Annotated in this window: 22 protein-coding genes and 1 pseudogene; 7 read left to right on the forward strand and 16 right to left on the reverse strand. The window is 66.8% G+C overall.

The genetic code is table 11. From position 1 onward, the window contains the following. Window positions 1-9: 9 nt before the first annotated feature. Genes pucL through uraD form a run of 3 tightly spaced genes read right to left on the reverse strand, consistent with a single transcriptional unit; the run spans window position 10 to window position 1,718 of the window. Window positions 10-873, reverse strand: coding sequence for a factor-independent urate hydroxylase (pucL, locus tag AB0H61_RS09745; protein WP_357301190.1), 864 nt, complete (start codon window positions 871-873; stop codon window positions 10-12). A gap of 3 nt (window positions 874-876) precedes the next feature. Continuing rightward, entirely contained in the window at window positions 877-1,176 is a 300-nt protein-coding gene (gene uraH / locus AB0H61_RS09750; protein WP_357301193.1) for a hydroxyisourate hydrolase, read from the reverse strand. After that, a complete protein-coding gene (gene uraD, locus AB0H61_RS09755) occupies window positions 1,173-1,718 on the reverse strand; it encodes a 2-oxo-4-hydroxy-4-carboxy-5-ureidoimidazoline decarboxylase (RefSeq protein WP_357301196.1) in 546 nt (181 codons plus the stop codon). The genes uraH and uraD overlap by 4 nt, the downstream gene beginning before the upstream one ends. Window positions 1,719-1,891: 173 nt before the next feature. On the opposite strand from uraD, the gene AB0H61_RS09760 reads away from it, so the two are divergent. Next, on the forward strand, window positions 1,892-3,367 hold the full coding sequence (locus tag AB0H61_RS09760; protein WP_357301199.1) for a PucR family transcriptional regulator ligand-binding domain-containing protein: 1,476 nt from the start codon (window positions 1,892-1,894) through the stop codon (window positions 3,365-3,367). 60 nt (window positions 3,368-3,427) lie between these two features. Here AB0H61_RS09760 and AB0H61_RS09765 read toward each other — a convergent pair whose 3' ends face one another. Both AB0H61_RS09765 and AB0H61_RS09770 read right to left on the reverse strand, forming a co-directional pair. Further along, complete coding sequence (locus AB0H61_RS09765) at window positions 3,428-4,840, reverse strand: amidase (protein ID WP_357301202.1); 1,413 nt, start codon at window positions 4,838-4,840, stop codon at window positions 3,428-3,430. A gap of 184 nt (window positions 4,841-5,024) precedes the next feature. Further along, window positions 5,025-6,506, reverse strand: coding sequence for a putative glycoside hydrolase (locus AB0H61_RS09770; protein WP_357301205.1), 1,482 nt, complete (start codon window positions 6,504-6,506; stop codon window positions 5,025-5,027). 212 nt (window positions 6,507-6,718) lie between these two features. Here AB0H61_RS09770 and AB0H61_RS09775 point away from each other — a divergent pair, with 212 nt between their 5' ends. Continuing rightward, window positions 6,719-7,723, forward strand: a complete 1,005-nt coding sequence (locus AB0H61_RS09775; RefSeq protein WP_357301208.1) for a polysaccharide deacetylase family protein — start codon at window positions 6,719-6,721, stop codon at window positions 7,721-7,723. Between the two features lie 10 nt (window positions 7,724-7,733). On the opposite strand, the gene ctaD is transcribed toward AB0H61_RS09775, so the two are convergent. From ctaD to AB0H61_RS09805, 6 genes and pseudogenes are all read right to left on the reverse strand, one after another. Next, on the reverse strand, window positions 7,734-9,482 hold the full coding sequence (gene ctaD, locus AB0H61_RS09780; RefSeq protein ID WP_357301210.1) for a cytochrome c oxidase subunit I: 1,749 nt from the start codon (window positions 9,480-9,482) through the stop codon (window positions 7,734-7,736). A gap of 176 nt (window positions 9,483-9,658) precedes the next feature. Then, complete coding sequence (locus AB0H61_RS09785) at window positions 9,659-11,278, reverse strand: amidohydrolase (RefSeq protein ID WP_357301213.1); 1,620 nt, start codon at window positions 11,276-11,278, stop codon at window positions 9,659-9,661. A 139-nt stretch (window positions 11,279-11,417) separates the two neighbouring features. Then, entirely contained in the window at window positions 11,418-12,077 is a 660-nt protein-coding gene (locus tag AB0H61_RS09790; RefSeq protein WP_357301215.1) for an RraA family protein, read from the reverse strand. A gap of 144 nt (window positions 12,078-12,221) precedes the next feature. Then, window positions 12,222-13,083 (reverse strand): annotated as a pseudogene (locus AB0H61_RS09795) (cytochrome P450). 179 nt (window positions 13,084-13,262) lie between these two features. Next, complete coding sequence (locus AB0H61_RS09800) at window positions 13,263-13,694, reverse strand: ABA4-like family protein (RefSeq protein ID WP_357301218.1); 432 nt, start codon at window positions 13,692-13,694, stop codon at window positions 13,263-13,265. Continuing rightward, window positions 13,691-14,641, reverse strand: a complete 951-nt coding sequence (locus tag AB0H61_RS09805) for a hypothetical protein (RefSeq protein WP_357301221.1) — start codon at window positions 14,639-14,641, stop codon at window positions 13,691-13,693. Before AB0H61_RS09805 ends, AB0H61_RS09800 begins: the two co-directional genes overlap by 4 nt. Before the next feature lie 106 nt (window positions 14,642-14,747). Between AB0H61_RS09805 and AB0H61_RS09810 the strand changes: the two genes are divergently transcribed. Beyond that, window positions 14,748-15,389: a MerR family transcriptional regulator gene (locus tag AB0H61_RS09810; protein WP_357301223.1), complete on the forward strand. Its 642-nt coding sequence runs from the start codon at window positions 14,748-14,750 to the stop codon at window positions 15,387-15,389. A 21-nt stretch (window positions 15,390-15,410) separates the two neighbouring features. Here the strand turns inward: AB0H61_RS09810 and AB0H61_RS09815 are convergent, their stop codons facing one another. After that, window positions 15,411-16,475, reverse strand: coding sequence for an alpha/beta hydrolase family protein (locus tag AB0H61_RS09815; RefSeq protein WP_357301226.1), 1,065 nt, complete (start codon window positions 16,473-16,475; stop codon window positions 15,411-15,413). Window positions 16,476-16,855: 380 nt separating this feature from the next. On the opposite strand from AB0H61_RS09815, the gene AB0H61_RS09820 reads away from it, so the two are divergent. Next, on the forward strand, window positions 16,856-17,308 hold the full coding sequence (locus AB0H61_RS09820) for a hypothetical protein (RefSeq protein ID WP_357301229.1): 453 nt from the start codon (window positions 16,856-16,858) through the stop codon (window positions 17,306-17,308). A gap of 24 nt (window positions 17,309-17,332) precedes the next feature. On the opposite strand, the gene AB0H61_RS09825 is transcribed toward AB0H61_RS09820, so the two are convergent. Next, window positions 17,333-17,836 (reverse strand): hypothetical protein, encoded by a 504-nt coding sequence (locus tag AB0H61_RS09825; protein WP_357301232.1) that lies wholly within the window; start codon window positions 17,834-17,836, stop codon window positions 17,333-17,335. Window positions 17,837-18,180: 344 nt separating this feature from the next. On the opposite strand from AB0H61_RS09825, the gene AB0H61_RS09830 reads away from it, so the two are divergent. Together AB0H61_RS09830 and AB0H61_RS09835 are read left to right on the forward strand one after the other, a co-directional pair. Next, the gene (locus tag AB0H61_RS09830) at window positions 18,181-19,182 is read left to right on the forward strand and encodes a polyprenyl synthetase family protein (RefSeq protein ID WP_357301234.1); all 1,002 of its coding nucleotides are present in this window, start codon (window positions 18,181-18,183) and stop codon (window positions 19,180-19,182) included. A gap of 28 nt (window positions 19,183-19,210) precedes the next feature. Next, complete coding sequence (locus AB0H61_RS09835) at window positions 19,211-20,065, forward strand: methyltransferase domain-containing protein (RefSeq protein ID WP_357301237.1); 855 nt, start codon at window positions 19,211-19,213, stop codon at window positions 20,063-20,065. Between the two features lie 108 nt (window positions 20,066-20,173). Here the strand turns inward: AB0H61_RS09835 and AB0H61_RS09840 are convergent, their stop codons facing one another. The 3 genes from AB0H61_RS09840 to AB0H61_RS09850 form a co-directional block, all read right to left on the reverse strand. Beyond that, a complete protein-coding gene (locus AB0H61_RS09840; protein ID WP_357301240.1) occupies window positions 20,174-21,598 on the reverse strand; it encodes an aminotransferase class III-fold pyridoxal phosphate-dependent enzyme in 1,425 nt (474 codons plus the stop codon). After that, window positions 21,595-22,851: an aminotransferase class III-fold pyridoxal phosphate-dependent enzyme gene (locus tag AB0H61_RS09845; protein ID WP_357301335.1), complete on the reverse strand. Its 1,257-nt coding sequence runs from the start codon at window positions 22,849-22,851 to the stop codon at window positions 21,595-21,597. Before AB0H61_RS09845 ends, AB0H61_RS09840 begins: the two co-directional genes overlap by 4 nt. A gap of 110 nt (window positions 22,852-22,961) precedes the next feature. Next, on the reverse strand, window positions 22,962-24,539 hold the full coding sequence (locus AB0H61_RS09850) for a class I adenylate-forming enzyme family protein (RefSeq protein ID WP_357301242.1): 1,578 nt from the start codon (window positions 24,537-24,539) through the stop codon (window positions 22,962-22,964). A gap of 325 nt (window positions 24,540-24,864) precedes the next feature. On the opposite strand from AB0H61_RS09850, the gene AB0H61_RS09855 reads away from it, so the two are divergent. Continuing rightward, window positions 24,865-25,089, forward strand: coding sequence for a hypothetical protein (locus AB0H61_RS09855; RefSeq protein WP_357301245.1), 225 nt, complete (start codon window positions 24,865-24,867; stop codon window positions 25,087-25,089). Window positions 25,090-25,299: the final 210 nt, after the last annotated feature.

The following is a 25,299-nucleotide window of genomic DNA, read 5'->3' on the forward strand; positions in this document are numbered from 1 at the left end:
ATCGCTCTCTCAGTCCCAGGCCGGTCCCGCATCGGGCGCGGTCTCGCGCAGCACGGTGCCTTCGATGAGGCCGTACGGGCGGTCGGCGGCGAAGAAGACCTCGTTGTCGTTGCCGAGGCCGAAGGCGGACAGGTCCACCGCGAAATGGTGCTTATTGGGCAGCGACAGCCGGATCTCGCAGATCCCCGGGCAGGCGTTCAGCACCCGATCGCCCATGGCGTACAGGGTCTGCTGCAGGGAGAGGCTGTAGGTGTCGGCGAACGCCTCCAGCAGGCATGCGCGAACCTTCAGATAGGACTTGTCCCATTCGCTCGAAAACGAAACGTGCCGCCACTCGGCATTCACCTCGGTCGCCAGTACCCGGTCGTGGGCGGGCTGCAGCGTGGTGAACTGATCCTTGATGTAGCCGTGGAATTCCGAACCGGTGGAGTTGAGCACCACCAGCCCCCGCAGGCCCGATACCACCCAGGCGTTATCGCCGTCGTAGTGCACCCTCGCGGTCCGCGTCTCCTGTCCGGAACGCACAAAAGAGTACGGACGCACCGGGTTTCGCTCCCAGAGGTATTCCTCGAGTCCGATCCTGGCATGGTGGACGGTCGGCTGGGAGCGGACGAAGTGACGGGCCAGCAGCAGGCCGAAACCCTCGGGGGAGGTGATGCCGTTCTTCTTGGCGAAGGCGAAGACGGTGTTCCTCTGCGTATCGGTCGGCAGCACCGCGGCGTTGTCGCCGGTGTGGTGGGTTTCGTCCATATCGCCGGAGAGCGCGACGCTCACATTGAGATCCCGGATCTCATGGGTGTCACCGGTTTTCGTCACCCGGACGACGCGGTTCTCCGCCTTGCCGTATCGATTCGGACCGAGCTTGATCGACATTGTTCAGCTACCTCGATAGGTGGAGTAGGAATACGGACTGAGCAGCAACGGCACGTGGTAGTGCTCGGCGGGCTCGGTAACCAGGAAGTCGATGCCGACCGCGGGGTAGAACGGACTGACCGCGGCGGTGTCGAAGACCAGCCGGTGCGGGCCCGCCGCGGGGGCGGGCAGATCCGTAATGCGGCCGTCATGGTCGGTGCGCCGCTCGGCGAGGACGGTGCCGTCGGCACGTTCCAGGCGGACCGGCAGGTCGGCAGCGGGTCGGCCGGTTGCGGCATCGAGCACGTGGGTGGACAAACTCATCGCCGCACCAGCAGCTTCTCCACCCGCAGCCAGGTGATATCGGCCAATTCGGCGCGAACCGCGCGCCGCTCGTCGGTGACCGAGTTGTCCAGACGTTTGCGCAGCTGCGCGAGCATTTCCGCGGCGCTGCGGCCGGTGGCGCGGATCAGGAAGACGTGGCCGAATCGCCGCTCGTAGGCGACATTGCCCGCTGCGAGCTCGTCCAGGACCGCGGCAGCGGCGTTCGCGGCGCCGGATTGCTCATCCCGGGACCACATCGCCTCGCGCCGGGCCGTTTCGGCAGGAGTATCCGACAGCCCTTCGCGCGGTGCCACGGCGGCGCGTTCGCCGATGCGCGGATGCGCCGCGAGCGCCTCCTCGACATCGAGCCAGGTGAGCTCCTCCACCGCGGAGACGGCGGCCGTGATCAGATCGGCTCGATCCGCATATGGCCTGTGCGCCAACATCTTTCGCGCCCATTCCCGGGACGCGCAGCAGGTCAGCAGCTCCGCTTCGGCCCGGTCGGGAGTCAGTGCGTTGAGCCATCCGATGTCGCCTGACATCCACCCTCCGTTCGACATTGATTCGCAATGCGGTAAGTACACCCGCCGGGCCGCGTGGCAACCAGAAACGAGAAGTCCGAAGTGTGCGCCAGTTCACAGCACAAGATTTGTAGGTATGTCCAAGTCACCCTGCTGTTAGCGTTGCCAACGTGCGTCTGCGTTCCCTACTCACCATGTCTGACCTGGGTCTCGAGCTCGTCACCGGCGAGGAGGACCTGGACCGTTTCGTGCGCTGGGTGGTAACCACGGACATGCTCGACCCCAGCCGCTACCTCTCCGGCGGCGAGCTGGTGCTGACCGGGTTGCAATGGCGCCAGCAGCCCGCCGACAGCGACACCTTCGTCGGCGCGCTGGCCAGGGCCGGGGTCGCCGGACTAGCCGCGGGCGACGCGCGCTATGGCGGCGCGCCGCCGGATATCGTCGAGGCCTGCCGCCGTCATCGGATCCCACTCTTCCGCGTCCCGGAGAACATCGCCTTCGCCCAGGTCACCGAGCAGATCACCCGCAATCTCTCCACCGGAAGGGCGGCGGACCTCAGCGCCGTGCTCGACCGGCACCGTCAGCTCGTCTCGGGCGGCGGCCTCGGCTCGGTACTCGAGCTCATCGAACGCGATCTCGGTATGCGGTGCTGGGTCATGTCCTCGACCGGCCGGGTGGTGGCCGGTCCCCCCACGCCGCCCGCCCAGGTCACCGCCGCTTTCGTGGCCGCGCGCCGACTACCGCTGGTGCTGCGCGACGACGACCTCCGGTATTCACTGTTCGCGGTCGACGAGCACGGCACCTCGCGGGCCGCCGATTGGTTCCTCGTCTTCGGCGGCGACTGCACCGAATGGCCGGAGGAACGCCGCGCGCTGGCGGGCGAACTCGCGGCGGTGGTCTCACTGGAGCGCGCCCGGCTCGACGATCGGCAGAGCGCCGAGGGCAGGCTAGCGCAGGAACTCATCGAGCTGATCGTCTCGGAAGCCAAACCGGCGGAAATCATTTCGCGGCTGGAGCTGACCGGGCTCGGCCCGTCCGATACGTATATCGCGGTAGCGGCCGCCGCCTCGGAGCAGACCCTGCGGCCCGGTGAATTACGCGGGTTACTGCGCGAAATCCTGCACGGTCGCGGTCCCGCCGCGGGGGTGGTGGACAACGAGGCGATCGCGCTGATTCCGTCCTCCCCCGACGTGGTCCAGGAGATCCAACGCGCGGTCGAGGCCTTGGCGCCGGGGCTGCGCGGCAGCAGGCTCGCGATCGGCGTCAGCGGCGTAGTCGACGGTGAGGGCTTGCGCGGTGCGGTCGAGGAGGCCCGCTATGCCCGCCGCATGGCCGCGGGGCGGGATCGACCGGTCAGCGTCGTCGGCCACGACGAACTCGCCACCCACATGCTGCTGCTCGCCAGCGTGCCCGATGAGGTGCGCCGCATGTTCCGGCTGCGGCTGCTCGACCCGTTGAGCACCTACGACCAGGAGAATCGGGCCGATCTGGTGCATACGCTCGAGACATTCCTCCAGGTCTCCGGATCGTGGACGAAATGCGCGGACCTGCTGCACGTACACGTCAATACGCTGCGGTATCGCATCCAGCGGATCGAGGAGCTGACCGGGCGGGATCTGTCGCGGTTGGAGGACCGGGTGGATTTCTTCCTGGCGCTGGCGTTGCGCTGACCGGCCCGCGCACGCGCTGTCATCGCGGACCCGCCGTGCGGCAGTCGCGGAAGGTGCGCGCTAGGCCGTCTGCTTCCGCCGGACAGGACGGGCCTGCGGCCGCGCCTGCTCTAACTGGGCCGCCACCGACAGAATCGTCGTCTCCCCGTTCGCGGGCCCCACCAGTTGCACCGCGAGCGGCAGGCCATCCGCGCCGACGCCGCAAGGGACCGACGCCGCGGGATGTCCGGTGACATTCCACAAGCTGGTGTAGGCCACCATCGGGACCGACGCGAGCTGCGCGCGGAGGCTGCCCACACCGTCGAGGACACCGAGCCGCGGCGGGCGGGTCGCGATGGTCAGGGTGAGCAGCAGATCGCAGCCGTCGAAGAGGCGATCGGCCTTGCGCGCCGCCGCTTCTCCATTGCGGATCGCCCACTCGATGACCGGCCCCCGAGCCCACGCGCCCAATCGCGCGGTCTCCCGGGTCCGCCGTTCCAGCAATGCCGGATCGTCGACCTCCTCGACCTCGGCACGCACGCCGCCGAAGAACTGCGGGAAGAACGCGGGCGCCGGATCCGGATAGTCCGGTTCCACCTCGAATACCGAATGTCCGAGGCTCGTCAGCAACTCCGCGGTTTCACTCACCGCGCGCACATGCTCCGGGTCCGGCCGCACCATGGGTAACGGCGACTTCACGCTGAAGCCGATGCGCAGCACCCGATCCGTGCGCCGCGCCGCCTCCTCGAACGACATGATCGGGTCCGGCGCATGGAAACGGTCCGCGCGTGCGTCACCGCGGATCACGTCGTAGACGATCGCGGAATCCAGCACGGTGCGCGTCAGCGGGCCTATCACGCCGAGCGCCCACCACAGGTGCTCGTGCGGCGCGATCGGCACTCGCCCCCGCTGCGGCTTTAGCCCGAAGATCCCGCAGCACGCCGCCGGAATCCGGATCGACCCACCGCCGTCGCCGCCCAGCGCGACCGGTACCAGCCCCGCCGCCACCGCGGCCGCCGACCCACCGCTGGATCCGCCGGTCGACCGGCTGAGGTCCCACGGGTTCCTGGTGACGCCGAAGGTGCTGGATTCGGTGAACGGCCACTGGCCGAATTCGGGCATGGCGGTCTTCCCGACGATCACCGCACCCGCCGCGCGCAGCCGCCGCACCACCTCGGCGTCGGCGGCCACCGGAGTACGGTTCGCCCGGGTACCGAAGGTCGTCACCACCCCGGCGACATCGATCTCATCCTTCACCGCGACGGGGATGCCGTGCAGCGGCCCGAGAGCCTCGCCCGCGGCGCGCTGCCGGTCGTATTCGTCCGCCTGGGCGCGGGCCTGCTCGCGCAACAGATTGGTGAATGCCCCGAGCTCCGCCGCCGCTTCGATGCCCTCCAGCGTCGCGTCGACGAGCTCGCGCACCGACACGGCCCCATCGTCGAGCAACTCGCGCTGCTCCCGGACTCCCGCGCGGACAACCTCGTGAATATCCATCCGACCTGCTTCTCATCCACACAACCCGGATCCCGACCCGCACCGGGCCCGCATTGCCTCGTACTGTTCGGTTGCTCAACCCGAGCCTACTGGCGGTGCCCGGCGCTGGATAGACATCGTGTCCGAGGGCGGGCGGAGCGGGAAATCCCGTACGTGACCGGGCACTCCCCGGAGGCGGTTGCCATCAGAGGTGATAGCTCACGGTCGGACTCCAGAGAAAGTAGCTGTCGATATTCGCGGCGGCCGCGGCATCGATCTGTGCCTGCACCTCGGCCGGCCCGTAGTTCACACCGAGGCTGAAATCCTGTAGCCACGGAACGACTTTCGCGGCGGTTCCCTCGGTCTGCTTCTGGAAATCGGCCAGTGAACGGAGGATGATGTCGTACGGCTGACCGTTCGGATTCGCGACACCGTACTCCCCCGGATTCCAGTGCGACGGATAGAGCATCGGCGCCACGTAGTCGACATACCGGGCCATGAGCGGAATGTCCTGGGCGATCTGCTCGGGCCGGGTGGAGGCGATCCCGAATACCGCGGCGCTCTGGAAAGCGCCCGCGTCGTGCACCGGATCCCCGCTTTCCCGCAGGAAGTCCGCGATCGACACGGTGGCGTCGACGGTCGCGCCGGGGAAGAGCATCCGGGACTCGTCGCCGTCCGGACGCCGGATGTAGTCGTACATGATCTCGTCGAAGCCCAGTTTCGCCGCTTCGACCGCGAGATCGATGTTGTACCTGCGGATTTCGGGGTTCGCGAAATTGGTGAACGCGATCGGCCCGTACTGGCTGGAATACGGCTGTCCGGCCGGATTCTGGATCACCCAGTCCGTCCTGCCCGCGCGCCAGGCCCATTCGGCCACCGTCGGATCGCGGAATGCCACGATCCGGCCCACCACCCGCAACCCCATATCGTGCAGTTGCCGCAGGGCGGCGGGCGCGTCGTAGATCCCGGTCGCGGCACCGGATTCCCGTGCCAGCGGCACCTGGGAGTCGTAGCCGACGACGCCGTCCTCGTCCTTGATATCGAGTTGAACGGTATCGATGCGGCCCGCGCGCGCCAGGTCGAGTACGCCCTCGCGCAGGCCCTCGTGCGACCACGCGTGCGCGGTCACGTGGACCGCCCTGATGCGCGGCACCCGGATCGGCGCGGTGATCGGTGTCGTGGTGGTGTTGCCCGCCGCGTCGACGGCGACCACGGAAGCCCCGACCGGTGCGCGCGGCAGGGTGATCTCGAACGTCCCGTCCGGCGCGAGCGCCAGGGGCTCGGCACCGATCGATGCGTGCTGCGCGCCGGTCACCCTGCCGCGCAGGGTAACCGGCTGACGGTAGGAGGTCACCGGAGCGGGCGCGATCAGCTCCACCGCGGGCGGCGCGGTATCCACGGTGAAGCCGCGGACCACCCCGGGGCCCGCACGCAACCATCCGAGCGGGCCTCCTCGCGGGATCTCCGCGGTGAGTTCATGATTGCCGTCCGCGAGAGGACCGGGGCGGTACACCACCGTGTCGCCCTCGACGGTGCCGGTCACCGGCGCACCGTCGAGCTCGAGCCGCATGGCCTGCGGGTCGTGGCCGCGCGCGTCCACCCGCAATTCGAGCCCGGTCGATGCCGCGGCGCCGATGACCCCGTCCGGAAGTCCGGTGACGGCAAGCCCTTCCGGTTTCGTTCGCATGCCAACGATCACGGATACGACGAGAATGAATAGAACAACGGCAACAACGCTCAGCACCAACCGCCCGCGGTCGGGTTGCCGGACCCGTTCGAGCAACACCCACACCAACTTTCGTCCCTGATCTCCCTACTATCCACGGACGGCGCCACGGTGTTGCGGTTTTCGGCGCATATCCCACCGGCGAAGATCACCGCGCGGGTAGCGTCTGACGCGTGGCGGGTAAGACAGTGCACAACGTTCGATTCGCGCTGTCGGCCTTGGTCTGCGCGCTACTCACCGGCTGCGCCACCACAGCGGCTCCCGAGCCCGCCGTCATGGCGTCCGCGCCGCCATCCAGCGTCATGCCCCCACCCGCCGATCCGGCGCGGGTCGCCGCGAACGAACTCGGGTTGGTGCCGGTACTCATGTACCACCAGGTGCTCCCGGTTCCCGTCGGCGAATACGACCAGACCGCAGTGGAATTCCGCGCCGAACTGGACCGGCTCTATCGCGAGGGATACCGTCCGGTCACCGCGGCCGACTACATCGCGGGGCGTATCGATATCCCGGCGGGCACCCACCCCGTGGTGCTCACCTTCGATGATTCGACCGTCAGCCAGTTCGCGTTCACCGCCGACGGGAAGCCGTCACCCGACTGCGCGATCGGAATCCTCGAGGAGTTCGGCGCACAGCACCCCGACTTCCGCGCCACGGCAACCCTGTACGTCAACAACCAGCCCTTCGACACCGGCGTGCGGGCATTGGCCTGGCTGAGCGAGCACGGCTACGAAATCGGGGCGCACACCGCCAACCACGCCGCCCTCGCGGGCCTGGACCGCACCGGTGTCCAACGCGAACTGGCCGGTAATGTCCGCCTCATCGAATCGTCCGGCGCCCGGGTGCACACCATGGCGCTACCGTTCGGCATCGCCCCATCCGACCGGGCGCTGGCCACCGCGGGCAGCTGGGACGGGATCACCTATTCCTTCGATGCCGTGATGTTGGTCGGCGCGGGCCCCGCACCCTCGCCCTTCGGCGGGATCGATTCGGCGGCGGTACCCCGCATTCGCTCCGGCCGCGGCGACGTCGACTTCGACTCAGCGTATTGGCTCGACCGCCTCGCCGAACGTCCGGACCAGCGCTACACCTCCGATGGCGACCCGGCGCGGATCTCGTTCCCGGCCGCGCTCACCGCGGAGCTCACCGCCGCGTGGGCGGGCCGCGCCAACCCGTACTGAGCCGAGCGGATCAGGATTCCGTTGCGGTGCTCTGCGATTCGGTGTCGGAGACATCGATCGCATGCGCGCCCGCGCCCCAGCCGACGTGCGCCTCGGCCCGCATCCGGCCCACCATATGCGGATAGTGCAGCTCGAACGCGGGACGTTCGGACCGGATGCGCGGCAGTTCGTAGAAGTTGTGCCGCGGCGGCGGGCACGGGGTGGCCCATTCCAGCGAGTTGCCGTAACCCCATGGATCGTCCACCGTGACGACCTCACCGTAGCGCGCGCTGCGGAACACATTCCAGACGAACGGCAGCACCGAGGCACCGAGGATGAACGAGCCGATGGTGGAAATCGTATTGAGCGTGGTGAATCCGTCGCCGGGCAGATAGTCGGCATAGCGACGCGGCATACCCTCCGCACCCAGCCAGTGCTGCACCAGGAAGGTGGCGTGGAAGCCGACGAGGGTCGTCCAGAAGTGCCACTTGCCGAGTCGTTCGTCGAGCATCCGCCCGGTGATCTTCGGGAACCAGAAGTAGATGCCCCCGTAGGTGGCGAAGGCGATGGTGCCGAAAAGCACGTAGTGGAAGTGCGCCACCACGAAATAGGAATCCGAGACGTGCCAATCGAGCGGCGGGCTGGCCAGCAGCACACCCGACAGGCCACCGAACAGGAAGGTGACGATGAATCCCACCGCGAACAGCATCGGTGTCTCGAAGGTCAACTGGCCGCGCCACATGGTGCCGATCCAGTTGAAGAACTTCACCCCGGTGGGCACCGCGATCAGGAAGGTCATGAACGAAAAGAACGGCAGCAGGACGGCTCCCGTCGCGTACATGTGATGCGCCCACACCGCGATCGACAGCGCCGCGATCGCGAGGGTCGCGTAGATCAGGGTGGTGTAGCCGAAGACCGGCTTGCGGCTGAAGACCGGGATGATCTCGGAGACGATGCCGAAGAACGGCAGCGCGATGATGTACACCTCAGGGTGGCCGAAGTACCAGAACAGGTGCTGATACAACAGCGTGCCGCCGGTGGCCGGGTCGTAGATGTGGCCACCTAGGTGCCGATCGAAGAAGACCGCCAGCAGCGCCGCGGTCAGCACTGGGAACGCGACCAGGATCAGCACGCTGGTGACCACGATGGTCCAGGTGAAGACCGGCGTCCGGAACATCGTCATGCCCGGGCACCGCAGGCATACGACGGTGGTGATCATATTGACGCCGCCGAGGATGGTCCCCAGACCCGAGACCGCGAGGCCCATGATCCACATATCGGCGCCCACGCCCGGCGAGTGCACGATGTCGTTCAGCGGCGAGTAGGCGGTCCAGCCGAAGTCCGCGGCGCCACCCGGGGTGACGAAGCCCGCGGTGGCCAAGGTCGCGCCGAAGAGGTACAGCCAGTAGCTGATGGCGTTCAAGCGCGGGAAGGCGACGTCGGGTGCGCCGATCTGCAGCGGCAGGACGATATTGGCGAAGGCGAACACGACCGCGGTCGCGTAGAACAGCAGCATGATCGTGCCGTGCATGGTGAACAGCTGGTTGAACTGCTCCGGGGACAGGAATTGCAGCCCCGGCCTGGCCAGCTCCCCGCGCATCAGCAAAGCCATCAGGCCGCCGATGAGGAAGAACGACATCGACGTGACCAGGTACATCGTGCCGAGCATCTTGGGGTCGGTCGTCGTGACCAGCTTGTAGATGAACGTGCCCTTCGGTCCCACACGCCGCGGAAATGGCCGTTCGGCTTCGGGCACCTGTTTGGGCGCTACGGCAGTCACCACATCCTCCTAGGCTTGGTCCGTAGCTCGCGCATCCGCTGCGGATCCCACGATGAACAGCGCAGAGCATACGCACAGCAATTTGATGGTACGAGCAGAAACTGCTGCGTGTCGCCACTATCGGGGGGTGAATCTCCGAAACATTCGATTGTCAGACAACCGGCAAATAGCGCTTTTCAGACATGGAATGTCGGCACGCCCGCGAGATAGGTGGCGTGCACGCCGATATCGGCCAGCATGTCCGGTTCGACCGCATGCGGATCGCGATCCAGGACAACCAGATCCGCGTATTTGCCGGGCGTGAGCGAACCCGTGCTGTCATCGGCGAACAACTGATACGCCGCATCGATGGTCTGGGCGCGGATCGCCTGGTCGACCGTGATCCGCTCCTCCGGCGCGAGCACCCGCCCGGAACGGGACCGGCGGGTGACGGCAGCGGCCATATTGCGCAGCGGTTCCTCCTCGGTGACCGGACTGTCATTGTGGAACGAAATCCGGAGGCCGGCGTCGAGGGCGGATTTGGCGCGCACCCAGTGCGCGCCGAGATCGGGCCCGAACAGGTCGTCGACCAGGACGTCGCCCCAGTAGTAGAGGTGATCGACGAACAGGCTGCACGTGACACCCAGCCGCGCGGCCCGCCGGAACTGGGCGGCGGTCATCGCACCGCAATGCTCCAACCGCAAGCGATGATCGGGGCGCGGATAGACGGTCAGCGCCTTCTCGTAGACGTCGAGGATCATGTCGACCCCGAGGTCGCCGTGCACGTGACAGGCAACCTGCCAGCCCAGCGGATAGTAGGCGCGCACGATCGAATGCAATTGGTCCTCGGTGTAATTGGCGTGACCGCGATGGCCGTGCTCGAGGCCGAGAGCGGCGGTGGCCGGGGTATCGAGGTACGGGAACGAGGTGTCGATATTGCCGATCCACGGCGACCCGTCCAACCACACCTTGACACCGATCTGACGGAACATGTCATCACCGTTGTCCAACGGGCAATAGCTCTGCCCAGCCGCGTTGGACATCTCGTAGACCCGCATCCGCACCTTCGCACGCCCCTGCTGATACAGCGCCGCGGCGAGCGGGCGCATCTCTTCGGCGAAGGCCATATCGCTGCACAGAGTGACGCCGCGCGCCGCCAGGTCGGCATGCTGGTGGGCCAGCAGATCCGGGCCGGTGAGCTGGTCGGCGATGATCGGCCCGACCAGTGCCAGAACCCCGGGTGCCTCGAAGACTTTGCCGGTCAGCCTGCCGTGCCGGTCATGTTCGAACGAGCCACCCAGCGGATCCGGGCTGTCGTCGGCCAGGTCGGCGCAGCGCAGTGCTGCCGTGTTGGCCCAGGCCAGGTGGCCGGAGTTCTGCCAGATGACGACCGGCCGGGCGGGGCCGAGTTCGTCCAGCCAGGCCCGGGTCGGTTCCGGAAACCCCGTCTGCAGCAACACGTCGAGGCCATAGAAGATGAGCGGCTGTCCCGCGGGCGCGGTGGCGGCGGCCCGCACGATCTCGGCGTGCGCTTGATCGGCCGTCGGACAGGTCGTAACGGGACGGATATCGATAACCCCATCGGCGTACATCAACTGGTCCTGCGTCGGATGGGTATGCGCCTCGACGAAACCGGGTAGCAAACATCGACCGTCCAGGTCGATCATCTCGGTATCCGGCCCACGAAGCGCCAGCACTTCCACTCCCCCGACCGCGGCGATCCGGCCACCGGCAACCGCGACCGCACTTGCTCCGGTGCAGGTCGGATCGACGGTGACGATCGGGCCACCGGTGAAGATCACGTCGGCTGTGCTCATCGGAACCTCCGCGGAAACCGGGGTCGGACTAGCGGGTGGATGCCGTGCGAGTGCTTCAGCTGACGCCATCGACGATAACAGCATCCACTCAGCTATCGACGGCACTTCCCGGCCACACCGCGCCGATCCGCGGGCGCCGCTACGTCAGGAACTTCAGTGTGGACGGTTGCCCGCGCCGGAGGGCGTCGGTGTGCTCGGCGACATTGAGACCGTCGCCGAGGTGCGATCCCGCGTTCAATCGCTCGATGATCGCCGCCTCGGCCTGTTTGACGGCCGCCGCGGCATCGAGCAGGGCCTCGGCGCGATCGGGTTCGATGACGACGATGCCCTCGTCGTCGGCCAGAATCAGGTCCCCGGGTGCCACCGGCACACCACCGCAGGTGACCGGAATCTGGACGTCACCGAGTGCGGAGGTACGCCCCGCCATCGGTGTGACGTAGCGGCTGTAGATCGGCAGTTCGCAGCCCCGGACGTAGGCCAGGTCGCGGTACCCGCCGTCCACGATGATGCCGCCCAGCCGCCGGACCAGCGCGCCGCGCGCGAAGAGTTCACCGGCATAAGCGATTTCTCGCCCACCGCCGTCGACCACGATGACCTCGCCCGGGGCCGCCGACTCGATGGCGCGCAGCACCCCGAAGAAGTCGTCCCGGCACCGCACCGTATACGCGGGACCGAGGATCCGTGACGTCGCGGAGCGCGCCCTGATCCCGCTGTCCATCACCCGCGTCGCCTTATCGGCGTCACAGAGGGCGGTGGTATCGACGGACAGAAACTTCGTGACGAGCTGGTCGGCGGGCATCGGCACCGTCCCTTCCATTCGGCGTGAGTGATTCGGCTGGATGGTACGGGCCGGGAACCCGGGCTTACCCGGATTCAGTGCCGAAGCGTGGGCGGAAATGTGGCCGATCCGGTTCGGCTGGACCGCCCGGCAATTGACGCCGATCTACTCGAATCGCACCTCCCAGCGCTTGATTCCATTGATCCAGCCGGAGCACAGGTGTTCGGGTTCGGACAGTTGGGTGAGGTGGGGCATGGTGTCGGCGATGGCGTTGAATATGAGGTCGATTTCCAGCCGGGCGAGGTTGGCGCCCAGGCAGTAGTGGGTGCCCGCGCCACCGAAGCCGACATGCGGGTTGGGGTTTCGGAGGATGTCGAAGGTGAAGGGTTCGTCGAAGGCATCCTCGTCGAAATTGGCCGAACTGTAGAACATTCCGACGCGCTGACCCTGTCGGATCTCTTGGCCGGACAGGACGGTATCGCGGGTCGCGGTGCGCTGGAAGGCGGTGACCGGGGTGGCCCAGCGGACGATTTCGTCGGGGGCGGTGCGGGGGCGCTGTTGTTTGTACAGCTCCCATTGGTCGGGGTTGTCGATGAAGGCCTTCATGCCGTGGGTGATGGAGTTGCGGGTTGTTTCGTTGCCCGCCACCGACAGCAGGATGACGATGCGGGGTGAAGCCCTTCGAGACGATGCGGCGGTTCTTGGTGTGCAGCGGCGGATCCATATTCAGCATGATCAACCGCTGCATATCGATCTGCTCGCGGGTGATCTCGGGCTGATAGCGAATGATCGCGGAGTTGATCGTGGACGAATACAGCTCAGGATGCCGCGAAATCTCCTTGATATCTTCGAGTTTGGTGACCACCCAGTAGCCGCCGTCGTCGAAACCGCTGACGCCGTCGGGCTGCGCATTCCACCAGACCGGCGCGGTGCGCCGCAGTTCGGCGAATTCCGCCGTCGGCCTCCGGGTTGCCCACAGATCCGGGTCGGTGAAGTCGAAGCCCGGCGGGATCGAGGGTGCGGCCATCCGTCACCTCCACTGAAACGTGTTCTACATCACATTCAAGCACGGAGCCGGTTCGAGCGGACTGGAACGCTGAAGTTCCGAACCGGCCGCCGACGGCGCCACCCCGGTCGAACGACCGCCAAGGTGTGACGGATCCGGTCAGGCGCCCGGGCCTCGCCGCCTGGATGCGGGTGTCGCACTCACCCCCCGCGAACGGCGCGCCTCGATGCCATCGAACGCACCGCGAGATAGACGGGGAATGCTATGGGGGACAAAAGGATTGTGCCGACCAAGACCGATGCCATGAGCAACGGGTGGATGTCACGTTCACGGCCGTCGAGGTAGATCCAGCGACCGAGAAACAGATCCCAGGCGATGATCTGGGCCCACAGGTATGTCACGGCGGCCGGATCGCCCGCGAGCTCGGTCAGCACGTCGAGCGAGGGCCCGGTGACCGCATCCCAGAGCGGGCCCAACCGCGGCAGAGCGGCGATCGCCCAGATCGACAACGGCGGTGCGACAATCCACGGGGAACTGATGATCCGCGATGTCCAGCGCCACCCTGGCGCCAGAATCATCAACGCCCAGAACGGGATCGTCACCGCGAAGGCCAGGTCGAAGACACGGCTCATCGGGCCACCGCAGGCGGACGCGGGATGCGGGCGGAGGTCACGCTCAGCAGCACCCCGAGGGGGACCATCGCGACGAGCACGCCGAAGGCGGCGGTGGTCGCGCCGTCGGGTCGCACCAGCGATTGCCCACGCAGCGCCTGCCACGTCAGCAGGGTGAGCAGACCCGCGTAGCCGATACCCGCCGTCCATACCAGGCCGAGGCGGACCCGCGCGCGTCGTAATACGGGAAGTCGAGCGGCCGACAGGGTGAGCGCGGCGGCGAACAGCGGAAGCAGTTGCAGCGCATGCATGCCGACGAAATGCGGAATGCGCAGATCTCCGTGCGTGGTGCTCCACCCGGTCAGTGGCAGGCCGGGGGTGCCGTCCGCGGCGCCGACCGTATGCGCGCCCGCGATACCGTCGACGCCGGATTCTCGGCCGGGCATGAGTTGTCCGAGCGCCATGCCGACCAGCGAGATCAGGATGCCGATCCGGATCGCCCACGAGTTCGCGGCGTCACCGAGTTGCTGGAACGCCAATGCGGCACCCAGCGCAAGCGTGCCGAGGAACAGCACGATGATGGTCACCGTCATCACCGTCCACAGCGCCGTATCGACGGTGGTGGTCGTATTGAAGTGGCTGCGGGCGCCGCGCAGCACCTGAGCGACGATGATCGCCTGTTCGATCGCACCGGCCGTGACCACAGTCGTTCCCGTCCACCACAGCAGTCGAGAACCGCGGGGATGCAACGAAATGAGCCACGCCCACGCGGGGCAGTAGAGGACGAACGACATGGCGAACTTGAATGGCTTGAACCAGGCGGGCGAACCGGCGATGAGCCGATCGTCGGCCGCCATGCCGATGAGCGCCACGACCGCCAGCAGGGCATTGACGGCCGCGAAGATCAGCAGAGGCCGGTGCCAGTGCACGGCCTGGCGCGCGATCGCGCGGAATGCGGTGGTGGCCATGAGAGATCTCCCTAATGGATAGTGACACTATCTACTATCGGATAGTTACACTATCCGCATCGCACGCGGCCCGGCAAGAGCCGCCATCACGAGAAGCGGAGGTTCGATGCGGATTGCGGAGCTGAGCGCGCGCAGCGGGGTTCCCGTCCCCACGATCAAGTACTACTTGCGCGAAGGTCTGCTCGCGGCGGGCGAAAGGTCCAGCCCCAATCAGGCGAGCTACGACGAGGACCACCTCCGCAGACTGCGACTGATCCGAGCACTGATCGAGGTGGGCGGACTGCCGGTGGCGGCGGTCGGTGACGTACTCGCCGCCGTGGATGAGCCGGAGCTGCCGATGTACTCGCTACTCGGCGTGGTATCGGCCAGCCTGCACCAGCCGCAGATCCCGCCCGACGACGACGAATGGCAAAGGGCCCGCACGGAAGTGGCGGAAGCGTTGCGCCGCAAGGGGTGGGACGGACACCATGCGGCCCCCGCCGTCGGCACCTTGACGGCCGTGCTGGTGCGGATGACGCAGCTCGGCTACACGCAGTGGGGCGCGGGCGCGATCGACACCTACCTGGATGCCGCCGAGCGGGTCGCCGAGAGCGATGTCGACTACGTGCTGCGCGCGGGCGATCGGGACGCCGTGGTCGACGGGGTGGTGGTTCTGACCGTCCTCGGCGATATCGCACTGGGCGCCGCCCGCCGTATCGCGCACCAAGAAGTGTCCGCGCGCCGACTCGGCGTGCGGAATCGGGACTGACAGATACGTCGGCCCTCCAGCTCAGGCAGGCAACTCCAGACCCGCGGCAAGGACCGGCCACGAGACGAGCAGCGCGTCGAGCCAGTACCCCCACGAGTGGGTGCCGGTGGGCGTGAAATCGTAGGTGGCGGGGATGCCGAGTGCGTTCAGCTTGGTCTGCAAGTTGTGGGCGCAGTAGTTGGTGGCCGCCTCGATGGCGCCGCCGAGAAGAGTCTGATTGACCAGGCCCCAGACGCCGGGCTGGGTGTACGGGCCGTTGAGTGTTTCGTGCGGGCCGGGCAGGCCACTTCCGTTGGAAATGAACAGATGCAGGCCGCGCAGCTGATCGGCATGCACGTACGGATCGTTTTCCGCCCACATGGGATCTTCCCGGGGACCGTACATGTTGTCGGTATCACCGCCGCCCCACACGCCGGTCGACAGATTCACGAAAGAGTATCCGATGGGGTCACTGATCTGCGCGCAACCGCTGTAGGCCGCCACCGACCGGTACAGCCCCGGCGCGGCAATCGGCAGCTGCAACACCGAAGTTCCCGAAGTCGAGAGTCCCGCAATGGCATTCAACCCGTTGGTCCCCAGAGCGCCATCGATCAGCGGTGGCAGTTCCTCGGTGAAGAATGTCTTCCACTTGTTCACGCCGAGCACCGGATCGGGGGCACGCCAATCGGTGTAGTAGCTCCAGGCGCCGCCGATCGGCTGGACGACGTTGACATCCTTGGTGGCGAGGAACTCCAGCGCCGCCGGCGTCCGGTGGTCCCAGTTCGCCGTACCCTCACCGCCGTCCGCACCCGACAGCAGATACAGGACCGGGCGCGGCTCCGACGCGTCGGCGGGCCGCTGCACCGTCACCGGAATGGCCTTGTCCATTGCGCGCGAGTACACGCTCAACGTCAGATGACGGTCGTCGTCGATGGTGACGTCCACGATCCGGGAACCATCCGACGCGGTCGGTCGAGCCAGCAGACCTCCGCCGCGGATGATCGGGTCATCGGAATCGGCTTCGGCAACCCCCGTGGACACTCCTATCAGCGTCGCGGCAGCCAGCACGACGCCCGCGAGCCTTCGATTGTGCGGCCAGCTCACCATGCACCTCCACCTCGGTCGGTCCGATCCCCCACAGTTCTCGCACCATGGTTACCAGCTAGCGAATGATTTGCGGTACCTGCCGCGCGGAGAGTCGCAGAATCCGGCCCGATCCGCCGCCGTCGCGCATGCGGTGGCCGCCGACCCGAAACCGGCCTGCCGGGAAAATGCGTCAACCATGCCGAAGCCCGGCGTACCCGAGTTTCCAGAAGTCAACGAGGAATCCGCGCCCGAGCCACACCATCAGGACGCCGACCAGATCCATTGGTATACAACAAGATACCGGCCCGGGTAGCGGATCTACGCGACAATCACCTCGGTCACCGGGCACTCCCCCGGCGCGTCACCGCGGGCACCGCCGAACGCGGTCATAAAGTTCGCATATGACTAGCGACGGAGGGCAGGCGCAAGAGCCGGTCCCGCACCAGGTCTTGGCGGATGCGGTGCGGCAAATGAAGCGCTACTTCACCGATCAGGGTTGGTCCCACCCGACCGCCCAGGTCGAGCTGGCCGTCGACCTCATCGAGACGCTGTACCGCTATGTCACCGATGCCGTGGAACACGAGGGCCGATCGGAGTCGTTCGACCTGAACCGTCACTTCGACCTGAGCTGCTCGCTCACCTCGATCGCACAAGAACAGCAACGCCTGTACTGGCTGCTCGAACGGTGGGCCAAGGATTGCGCGGCGGAAGGCACCTTCGATGCCATGGCCGCCGTCTGGGCCGAACACCGCTTCCACGACGCCGGGACGCATGTGGCGGCGCTCGCTGCGGCCTTGGCCGAGGCACACGGCTACATCGGGAGTTGCTGCGACAGATCGTGCGGGCACCAGTGAGTGCCGCGTCCGCGGGCGGCGAACTCAACGCAACGGCTGCGTCCTGATGTTCGCCTGCCCGGCGTGTTCGTCATTGGCGAGGTGGTATGCACCCGCGAGGTCGGCCAGCGCTGTTTGCCAGTGAGTTTCGGAATCGGCGCCGTGCGGGTCGCGGGTCAGCAACAGCAGGGCCTCGGCCGCCGCGGCCGCATGGGCCGCTGCATCGAGCAGGACCGGGACCGGTTGCGCGGTGGAACCCTCCGCCAGGACGTTGATCCGATCCTGCAACCGTTGCGCGTCGAATCCGGCCTGCTCGATCTGATTCCTCCCGCCGAGGATGCGCGAACTCGACAACGCGACGCGGACGGCGTCGTCCCGGGCGCCCGCGGCGATGGCCTGCCGTAGTTGGCCGTCGAACAGGCCGTACAACAACCCGACCAGCGCGGCCTGCTCCACGTCCCGATCCCGGTCGGCCGCACCGTTGCCGTCGATGCGGAATCCGTCCGGATCGATCCGAAGTATCGCCAGCACAGCCCGCAGTTGTGCCACCGTCACCACCGTAACCCCCTCTCCCGCGAACCTGGCTAGCCCTGCAGCAACTCTGTTAACCAGACAATAGCCACTGGTAGGGAGTCGCGCAGCTCAACAGCAGCGGAATCCTTGGTATCCATCCGCGTCGCTCCGGGTTTCGATCGCGGAAGTCTCCACCTTTCGCCCCGCCGACCCGCGCTGGGGCACCGCGGATCCTGTGTCCAGCCCGGCGGCATAGCAACAACTTGTCATCGCCGATGATCCGGTGACGGTTCCTGCCGTCGGTAAGATCAAATGCACTAGTGGGCCACGCATTTCACTGGTCGACCTATGGCCGAACAAGCTAGCGGGAAGAGCACGATATGCCAGACAGCCAGATTGTCGCTGACCTATTTCCCGATAGTCCGGAGTTGGCGGATTCGATCAGCGAGGGACTCGCGGCGGTCGAGCATATCCTGATCGAATGCCTGTCCGGCGGGCACGATCTCATGGTCGAGACCTCGCTGCATCTGGCGCAGGCCGGGGGTAAGCGGTTCCGCCCGATGTTTGCCGTACTCACCGCCCAGCTGGGTCCCCGACCCGCCGATCTGGAGGTCGCCACCGCCGCCGCCGCGGTCGAGCTGATCCACCTCGCGTCGCTCTACCACGACGACGTCATGGACGAGGCCGCGCTGCGGCGCGGCACCCCGAGCGCCAATGCCCTGTGGGGCAACAAGATTGCCATTCTGGTCGGCGACTATCTGTTCGCGCACGCATCGCGGCTCGTCGCGACATTGGGCACCGAAGCGGTGCGCATCATGGCCGATACCTTCAGCGAACTGGTCGCGGGCCAGGCCAGGGAGACCGCCGGTGCGGGGCGGCGCGACCCGGTCGAGCACTACCTGCAGGTGGTCCGGGAGAAGACGGGGGCGTTGATCGCCACAGCGGGTCGCTTCGGCGGTATGTTCTCCGGCGCCGACGACGAACGGGTCCAACGGATCCAGCGACTGGGTGACGCGATCGGCGTGGCATTCCAGATCGCCGACGACACTATCGATATCACCTCGACCGCCGACCAGTCCGGCAAGGAACCCGGTACCGATCTGCGCGAAGGCGTGCACACGCTGCCGGTGCTCTACGCGCTGCGCGAGACGGGCCCGGAGGCCGACCGGCTGCGCGCCCTGCTGGTCGGCCCGCTGGAGCAGGATGCGGACGTCAGCGAGGCGCTGGCACTGCTGAGCCGTTCGAACGGCATCAAGACCGCCAAGCAGGAACTGCGGCGCCATGTGGACCGCGCCCTGATCGAACTCGAACAGCTGCCCGCCGGGCCCGCGAATCAGGCGCTGGCGCGTCTGGTGCACCTGTCGGTCGAACGTGCCTCCTGACCCTCGAATTCCGTCGATAGAGGTGCCCATGACAACAACGCTGGAACAGACGCGCATCGTCGACTACTACGCCAAAGCGTGGTACGACTACCGCGGCGTCTGGATGAACAAGACCAACCGCGCCATGCACTACGGGTACTGGGACGAGAACACTCGCAATCACGGTGAGTCGCTGCTCAATATGAACCGCGAGCTGGCCCGCAAGGCCGGTATCACCAGGGGCGCCAAGGTTCTCGATGCCGGTTGCGGGGTTGGTGGATCGTCGATGTGGTTGGCGGAGAATTTCGGTGCGCAGGTCGTCGGCATCACCCTCAGCCCCTTCCAGGTCGATAAGGCCCGCACCTACGCGGCCGAGCGGGGTCTGTCCCACCTGGTCACCTTCGAGGTCGCGGACTACTGCGCGACCGGATTCGACGACGATTCCTTCGATATCGTCTGGGCACAGGAAAGCGTCTGTTACGCAAAGGATCCGGCGGACTTCCTCACCGAGGCCTTCCGGGTGCTCCGGTCCGGCGGGCAGATCGCCGTGGAGGACGGCTTCCGCGCCCAGCGCGAGGTGGCCGAACCGGACGAGCGGCTGATTCTGGAGTGGGCGGATTCCTGGGCGATGCCCGATATCGTGACCATCCAGGAGTTCGAGCTGGCGGCCGAGAAGGTCGGCTTCCAGGACTTCTACGCCCGCGATATCTCGCGGAACTCGGTGCGCTCGTCGCGACGCCTGTACCGTGCCGCGACCGCCTTCCAGGGGCCCTCCTGGCTGGTGCACAAACTGGGGCTGCGCTCCCGGGAGGCGCACCGCAATCTGGTCGGCGCCCGACTACAGTGGCAGATCTTCCTCCAGCGCCTCGGCGGGATCTCACTGGTCACCGCCCGTAAGCCCTGAACCTCGACAGCCCCCGAACCTCGACAGCCCTGCGCCTCAACGGAAAGGATGGGCGCCCCGTTCTCATCGCGCAGTTCGAGGTGCGAGGTGATCCATGGGAAAGCTCGGTCATTCGGCGATGAGGGCGACGGTGGTGCGCGGCGTCGGCGGCGTGCGACTCCAGATCTTCCGGCGCGAGGACACGATGTCGGCGCCGTAGCGCAGGAACCACTTCGGCAGCCGGAACTGCACCCGCATCAGCTGATCGAGCAACAGATAGGACGCCGTGGGGTACCGCGAGAGTTCGGCGAGCGCGGTCTCCAGAGCCATCACCATGATGTCGACTTCCGCCGTGGTTACCGACAGCGGCGGAAAGATACGCAGCGCGGGATGTTTGGCGACCGAGTTCATGGAGATGCCGGTCATCACCCCGTGCCGGATCATCTGCAACCAGATGGACTGTTCGATCAGCGGATTGCGCACCTTCACGCCGACCATCAGGCCCCGCCCGGCCACATCGATGACCAACGCCGGATATCGCGCGGCCACCGATCGCAACCGATCCAGCAGGTACGGGCCGATCGCGGCGGCATTGCCCGGCAGATCCTGCTCAACGATCTTCTCGATGGCGGCCTGCGCCGCGGCACACGCCATCGGCGAATAGCCCATCTCGGTATCGAAGGGCAGCACCCCGCCGGTCTCCCGCGTCGCCTCGGCGTACACCTCGCCGCGAATGATCGTCGCCGACATCGGGACATGTCCGCCCGACATCGCCTTGGAGACAAGGAGAATGTCGGGAACGACGCCGTCGTGTTCGATGCCGAACAGCGCCCCGGTCCGGCCGAAGCCGGTCTGCACCTCATCGACGATGAGCAGCGCACCGCGTTCCCGGCACAGCCGCGCCACCACCGCCAGATAGCCCGGCGGCGGTACGGTCACGTATCCACCGCCGACCACCGGTTCGATGCATACCGCGGCGACGGTGTCATCGATCGCGGCCGCCATGGCCGCCGGATCGCCGTAGCGGACGAATCGGCTACCGCCGGTCGATTCGAAAAACGGCGCGGTCAGGTGCCGCTGGCCGAGGACATGCATCGCGCCGAGCGTCTTACCGTGATATCCGGTGCCGATCGCGACCAGTGTGCCGCGGCCCGGCCTCGCGAGCGCGGCCACGCGCTGGGCGACCTCCGTCGATTCCGAACCGCTGCCGGTCAGCACCACCTGATCGAGGTCGCCCGGCGCCAGCCGGACCAGTGTTCGGCGCAACCGTTCCGCGGCCGCGCACCGCAGTGGCGGGGCCACCATGGCCAACTCGGCGAGTTGCCGCTGCGCTGCCGTCTGCACATCCGGATCGAGGTGCCCTAGGCCGAAAACCCCATAGCCCGCGGAGAAGTCGAGGTAGCGGTTCCCGAGATCATCGACGATGTAATGACCCTGGCCCCCCTCCTCCACCGGCGCGCGACCGGCATGCAGCATCAGCGCCAGCGGCGGATTGTAGTGGTCGGAAAGGATATCGAGCAGCTGCTGGCGCGATGCTGCGGCCACGGCTTTCATGCGATGCGCTCCTCGGCGACGATGGTCAGGGCCGCGTCGAGACTCGCCAGCCCCCGCTCGATTTCGGCGGCGGACGCGAGCAGCGGCGGCCGCAGACCGACCCAACCCTGTCCGACGCCGCCCTGCCACACCAGCACACCGTGATCGAGCGCGCGTCCGGCAATGAGTCGCGCCGCCGCGGGGTCGGCGAAACGCAGCGCCGCCAGCTGCCCGAAACCGGCGACCTCGCCGATCAGATCGCCGTGTGTCGCGTGCAGGGTCCGCAGCCCGGCCACCAGACGCGCGCCATTGTCACGACATCGGCCCGGAATATCCTCCCGGGCAACCGCTTCCAGAACGGCCACGGTCGCGGCACAGGCCAGTGGGTTACCTCCGGTCGCGCTGCCGTGCAACCAGGGCCCGCGCCGACCGTAGACGCGCCAGTTGATTTCCCGGGTGGTCACATACGCACCCGCCGGGAGCGCGCCCCCACCCAGCGCACCACCGAGGACCAGGATGTCCGGCACCACATTCTCGTGATCCACCGCGAATACCCGGCCGGTCCGGCCCAGCCCCGTCGTCGTCTCGTTGACGATCAGCAATGTCGCCGATTCATCGCAGATTTCGCGCACCTCGCGCAGATAGCCGGGCGGCGGAACCTCGACGCCGACACCGGAAGCCACCGGCTCGACCACCACACCGGCCGGTCGGCGCGCCCGCACGGACCGGCGAAGCGCGTCGGAGTCACCGAATGGGACGAATTCGACGTCGACCGGTGGCGCCGGGTCGGTCGGGTCGCACTCGTGCGGGGCGGCACGCGAAATACTTGCCGCGCCACGGGTATTGCCGTGCCGGGAACCATAGGTGACCACGAATCCGCTTCTGCCCGACCGACGCTGATAGCCGAGCGCGAGTTTGAGCGCGCCCTCGACGCCTTCGGTGGCCGAGTTGCACGGGTAGGTCACCGAAAGGTTTCCCGGGGTAGCCTCGGCGATGGCCCGAACCAGTGCTCCGAGCGGGCGATTCAGAAACATGCGCGTCGATTGCGGCAGTACCCGCATCTGCTCGGATACCGCCCGCAGCACCCCGGGATGGCCGTAACCGAAGGAGCCCGAAGAGAAGTCGATGAGTTCACGGTCATCGGCGGTGGTGAAGGTGGCGCCCGCCGCCGCCACGATCATCGGGTCCGCGGGCGACGAACGTTGCGGCGCATTATCCATTCCGGCCGGTAGCCGCCGCAGGTGGGATCCTTCACCATTGTCCTGAATCAGCATGGTCACACCGCTACCCCTCGAGTTCTATCCCTCAGCGCCGCCAATGATTTCGCCGGTCGCGCACTGACGATGCCGAAGGCGAATTGCCAACCTGGTGAGAATGCGCCGGATCAGGTCCAGCGTCCGGTGCCGAATGTCCGGCTGGTACCGAGTACTTGTTCCCGCAGTTCGAGCCTGCGCACCTTCCAGGTCGAGGTGCGCGGGATGTCCTGCCAGGGCAGCACCAGCGGTTCGGCGAGCGGTGGCAGTCCCTCGACCGCCTTCGCCCATTGCGCATCGTCGAGTGATCCGCTCGCCAGGCATACGATCGGCACCGGAAGCCGGCCGGGCGCCCCGAGCACCACGACCTCGGTGGCGTTCTCGATCCGATCGAGCAGCGTGCTCTCGACGTCGATACCGCTCATGCTGGGAATGATGTCGACCTCGCGGTCCAGCAACCGGATTCGCCCCAGCCAATCGCGGTAACCGACGTCACCGGTATTCCACCACTTGCCGTCGACCTTCTCGTCATACCGATCGGTTTCGCCCAGATAGTCGACACAGCAACCCCGGCTGGACGACATCAGCAGCCCCGGTTTGCCGAGCCACCGATGTTTGCCCAAGGTCGCGTCGACCACCCGGATGCGGCTGAAACCCGGTACCGCCCAACCGATATCGCTGGTGACCGCCGCGGCGCTGGCGGATCGGCGCACTCGGATGCGCGGGTAGATCCCCGCGGTCAGCGGGCCCGTCTCACTCTGGCCCCACCCCTGCAACCACAGCGGGAATCGACGCCGCGAGGCGTCGAGAAACGCCCGCACCGTAGCGGGATGAATCAGGTCGAAGGTGTTGAAATACAGTCTTATTCGCTCGAAAAGCGCCGGATCGGTCCGTGTCAGCGGCTGCCAGTGCAGGAAGATATTCGGACACGCCTCGAGAATCGTCAGGGTGTGCTCGGAGAGCACCCGGGTGACATTCTCCAGGTCGTGGTTCGAGATGATCACCAGTTTCGCGGGTGCGTGCGACAGCTGGGCGGTGAAGGTTCCGGTGGCCCGCGCGTGCACGAACGAGATCGCCGAGCCGAAGATGTCACCGCGCCGACTGGACACGATTGGGGCAGGCATCGAATCGAGCCGATTGGCCTCGTAGAGCGTTCGGGTCGAGTGCACCACCAGTTTGGGTAGGCCCGTGGTGCCGGAGGTATGGCAGATGATCGCGGGCTCGTCCTCGCCGCGCGGGCGCACCGGGGCCGGCGCCCCTCCCCGCAGCTCATCCAGGCGGAGTACGTTATCGGCGTCGGACACCTCGCCGTCTCCGGTGACCACGAATCGGCCCGCCGCGTCGCACCGATCAGCGGACCCTTGCAGTGCCGACAGTACTTTCGCCGACACCATCGCCACCGTCGGCTCGACTTTATTCAGCAAGTGCCGCAACACTTCCGGCCGCGCGGACGCCGAGATCAAAGCCGGGATGGCGCCGATGCGCGCGGCCGCGGCGGCGAGCAGCAGGATGTCGTAGTGATTGTCCTTGCATATGGCCACTCGGTCACCGGGACGGACACCGGCCGCGTACCAACTGGACGCGGCGTCGTGCACGATGCGTGCGGCGGCGGGACCATCCACGACGATTCCCGCTTCGGGCGCGATATCGAAAGGCCGATCCAGGTGAAATACCGTCTGTGCGGCGCGTTCGGCATGCCAATCCAGCATCAGACCCATGTTTTTGGGTTTTCGACTTCTCACCGGGATCTCTCCTTCTCCGGTGCGCGCCGGGTCGACGAGCCGACGTGCCGCCACAAACCAACACCGCAGGACTCGCCGGTCGGGTGAACGGGTCCGATTTTGATCTTCGCAAGCCGGACCCGAGCGCTGCTATAGCTGCATATTGCTACTTGCCACCGGAGACGTCGGTGTTCCGTGCGGGAAGGATCCGTAGCCACCTCATCCGAAACGAATGAGGAGCGCCCGCACCGACTGGCCGACAATAGGGAAATTCGGCCGCCGCGTCACCCGATCCCGACGATGGGAGTTTCCGGTGAACACCAGAGAGAAGCGCTCGCTGCTGAGGCGAGTATCGCCGAACCAGTGGCTGGCGCTGGTTCTGACCATTCTGGCGGTCGTGTTCGTCTTCGAGAATCGCGGCACGGTCTCGATCGAATTCCTCCTGATCAGCGTCACCTCACCGATGTGGCTGATCCTGCTGATGATGTTCGCGGTCGGGTGGATCGCGGGCATGCTGATGCGCCGTCGTCCCCGATAGCCCGGTCGCGGTGATGCGGCGGTCCATCGCCGCGGACGCGGCCGAGCTGCGCGCACTCTATGCCGACGCCGATCAGGTCGCGGCCTATCCGATCGCCCCGATTCACATGCCCGCCTCCGCGCCGCCCGCACCTGGCGGGACCACGCCGGATACCTGTTCGGCGGACCCGGCTGGAGCCCCGTGGGTTGAGAAGCCGACCGCCCGGAACAC

The sequence above is a fragment of the Nocardia sp. NPDC050710 genome, assembly GCF_040654375.1.
Classification (GTDB): Bacteria; Actinomycetota; Actinomycetes; order Mycobacteriales; family Mycobacteriaceae; genus Nocardia.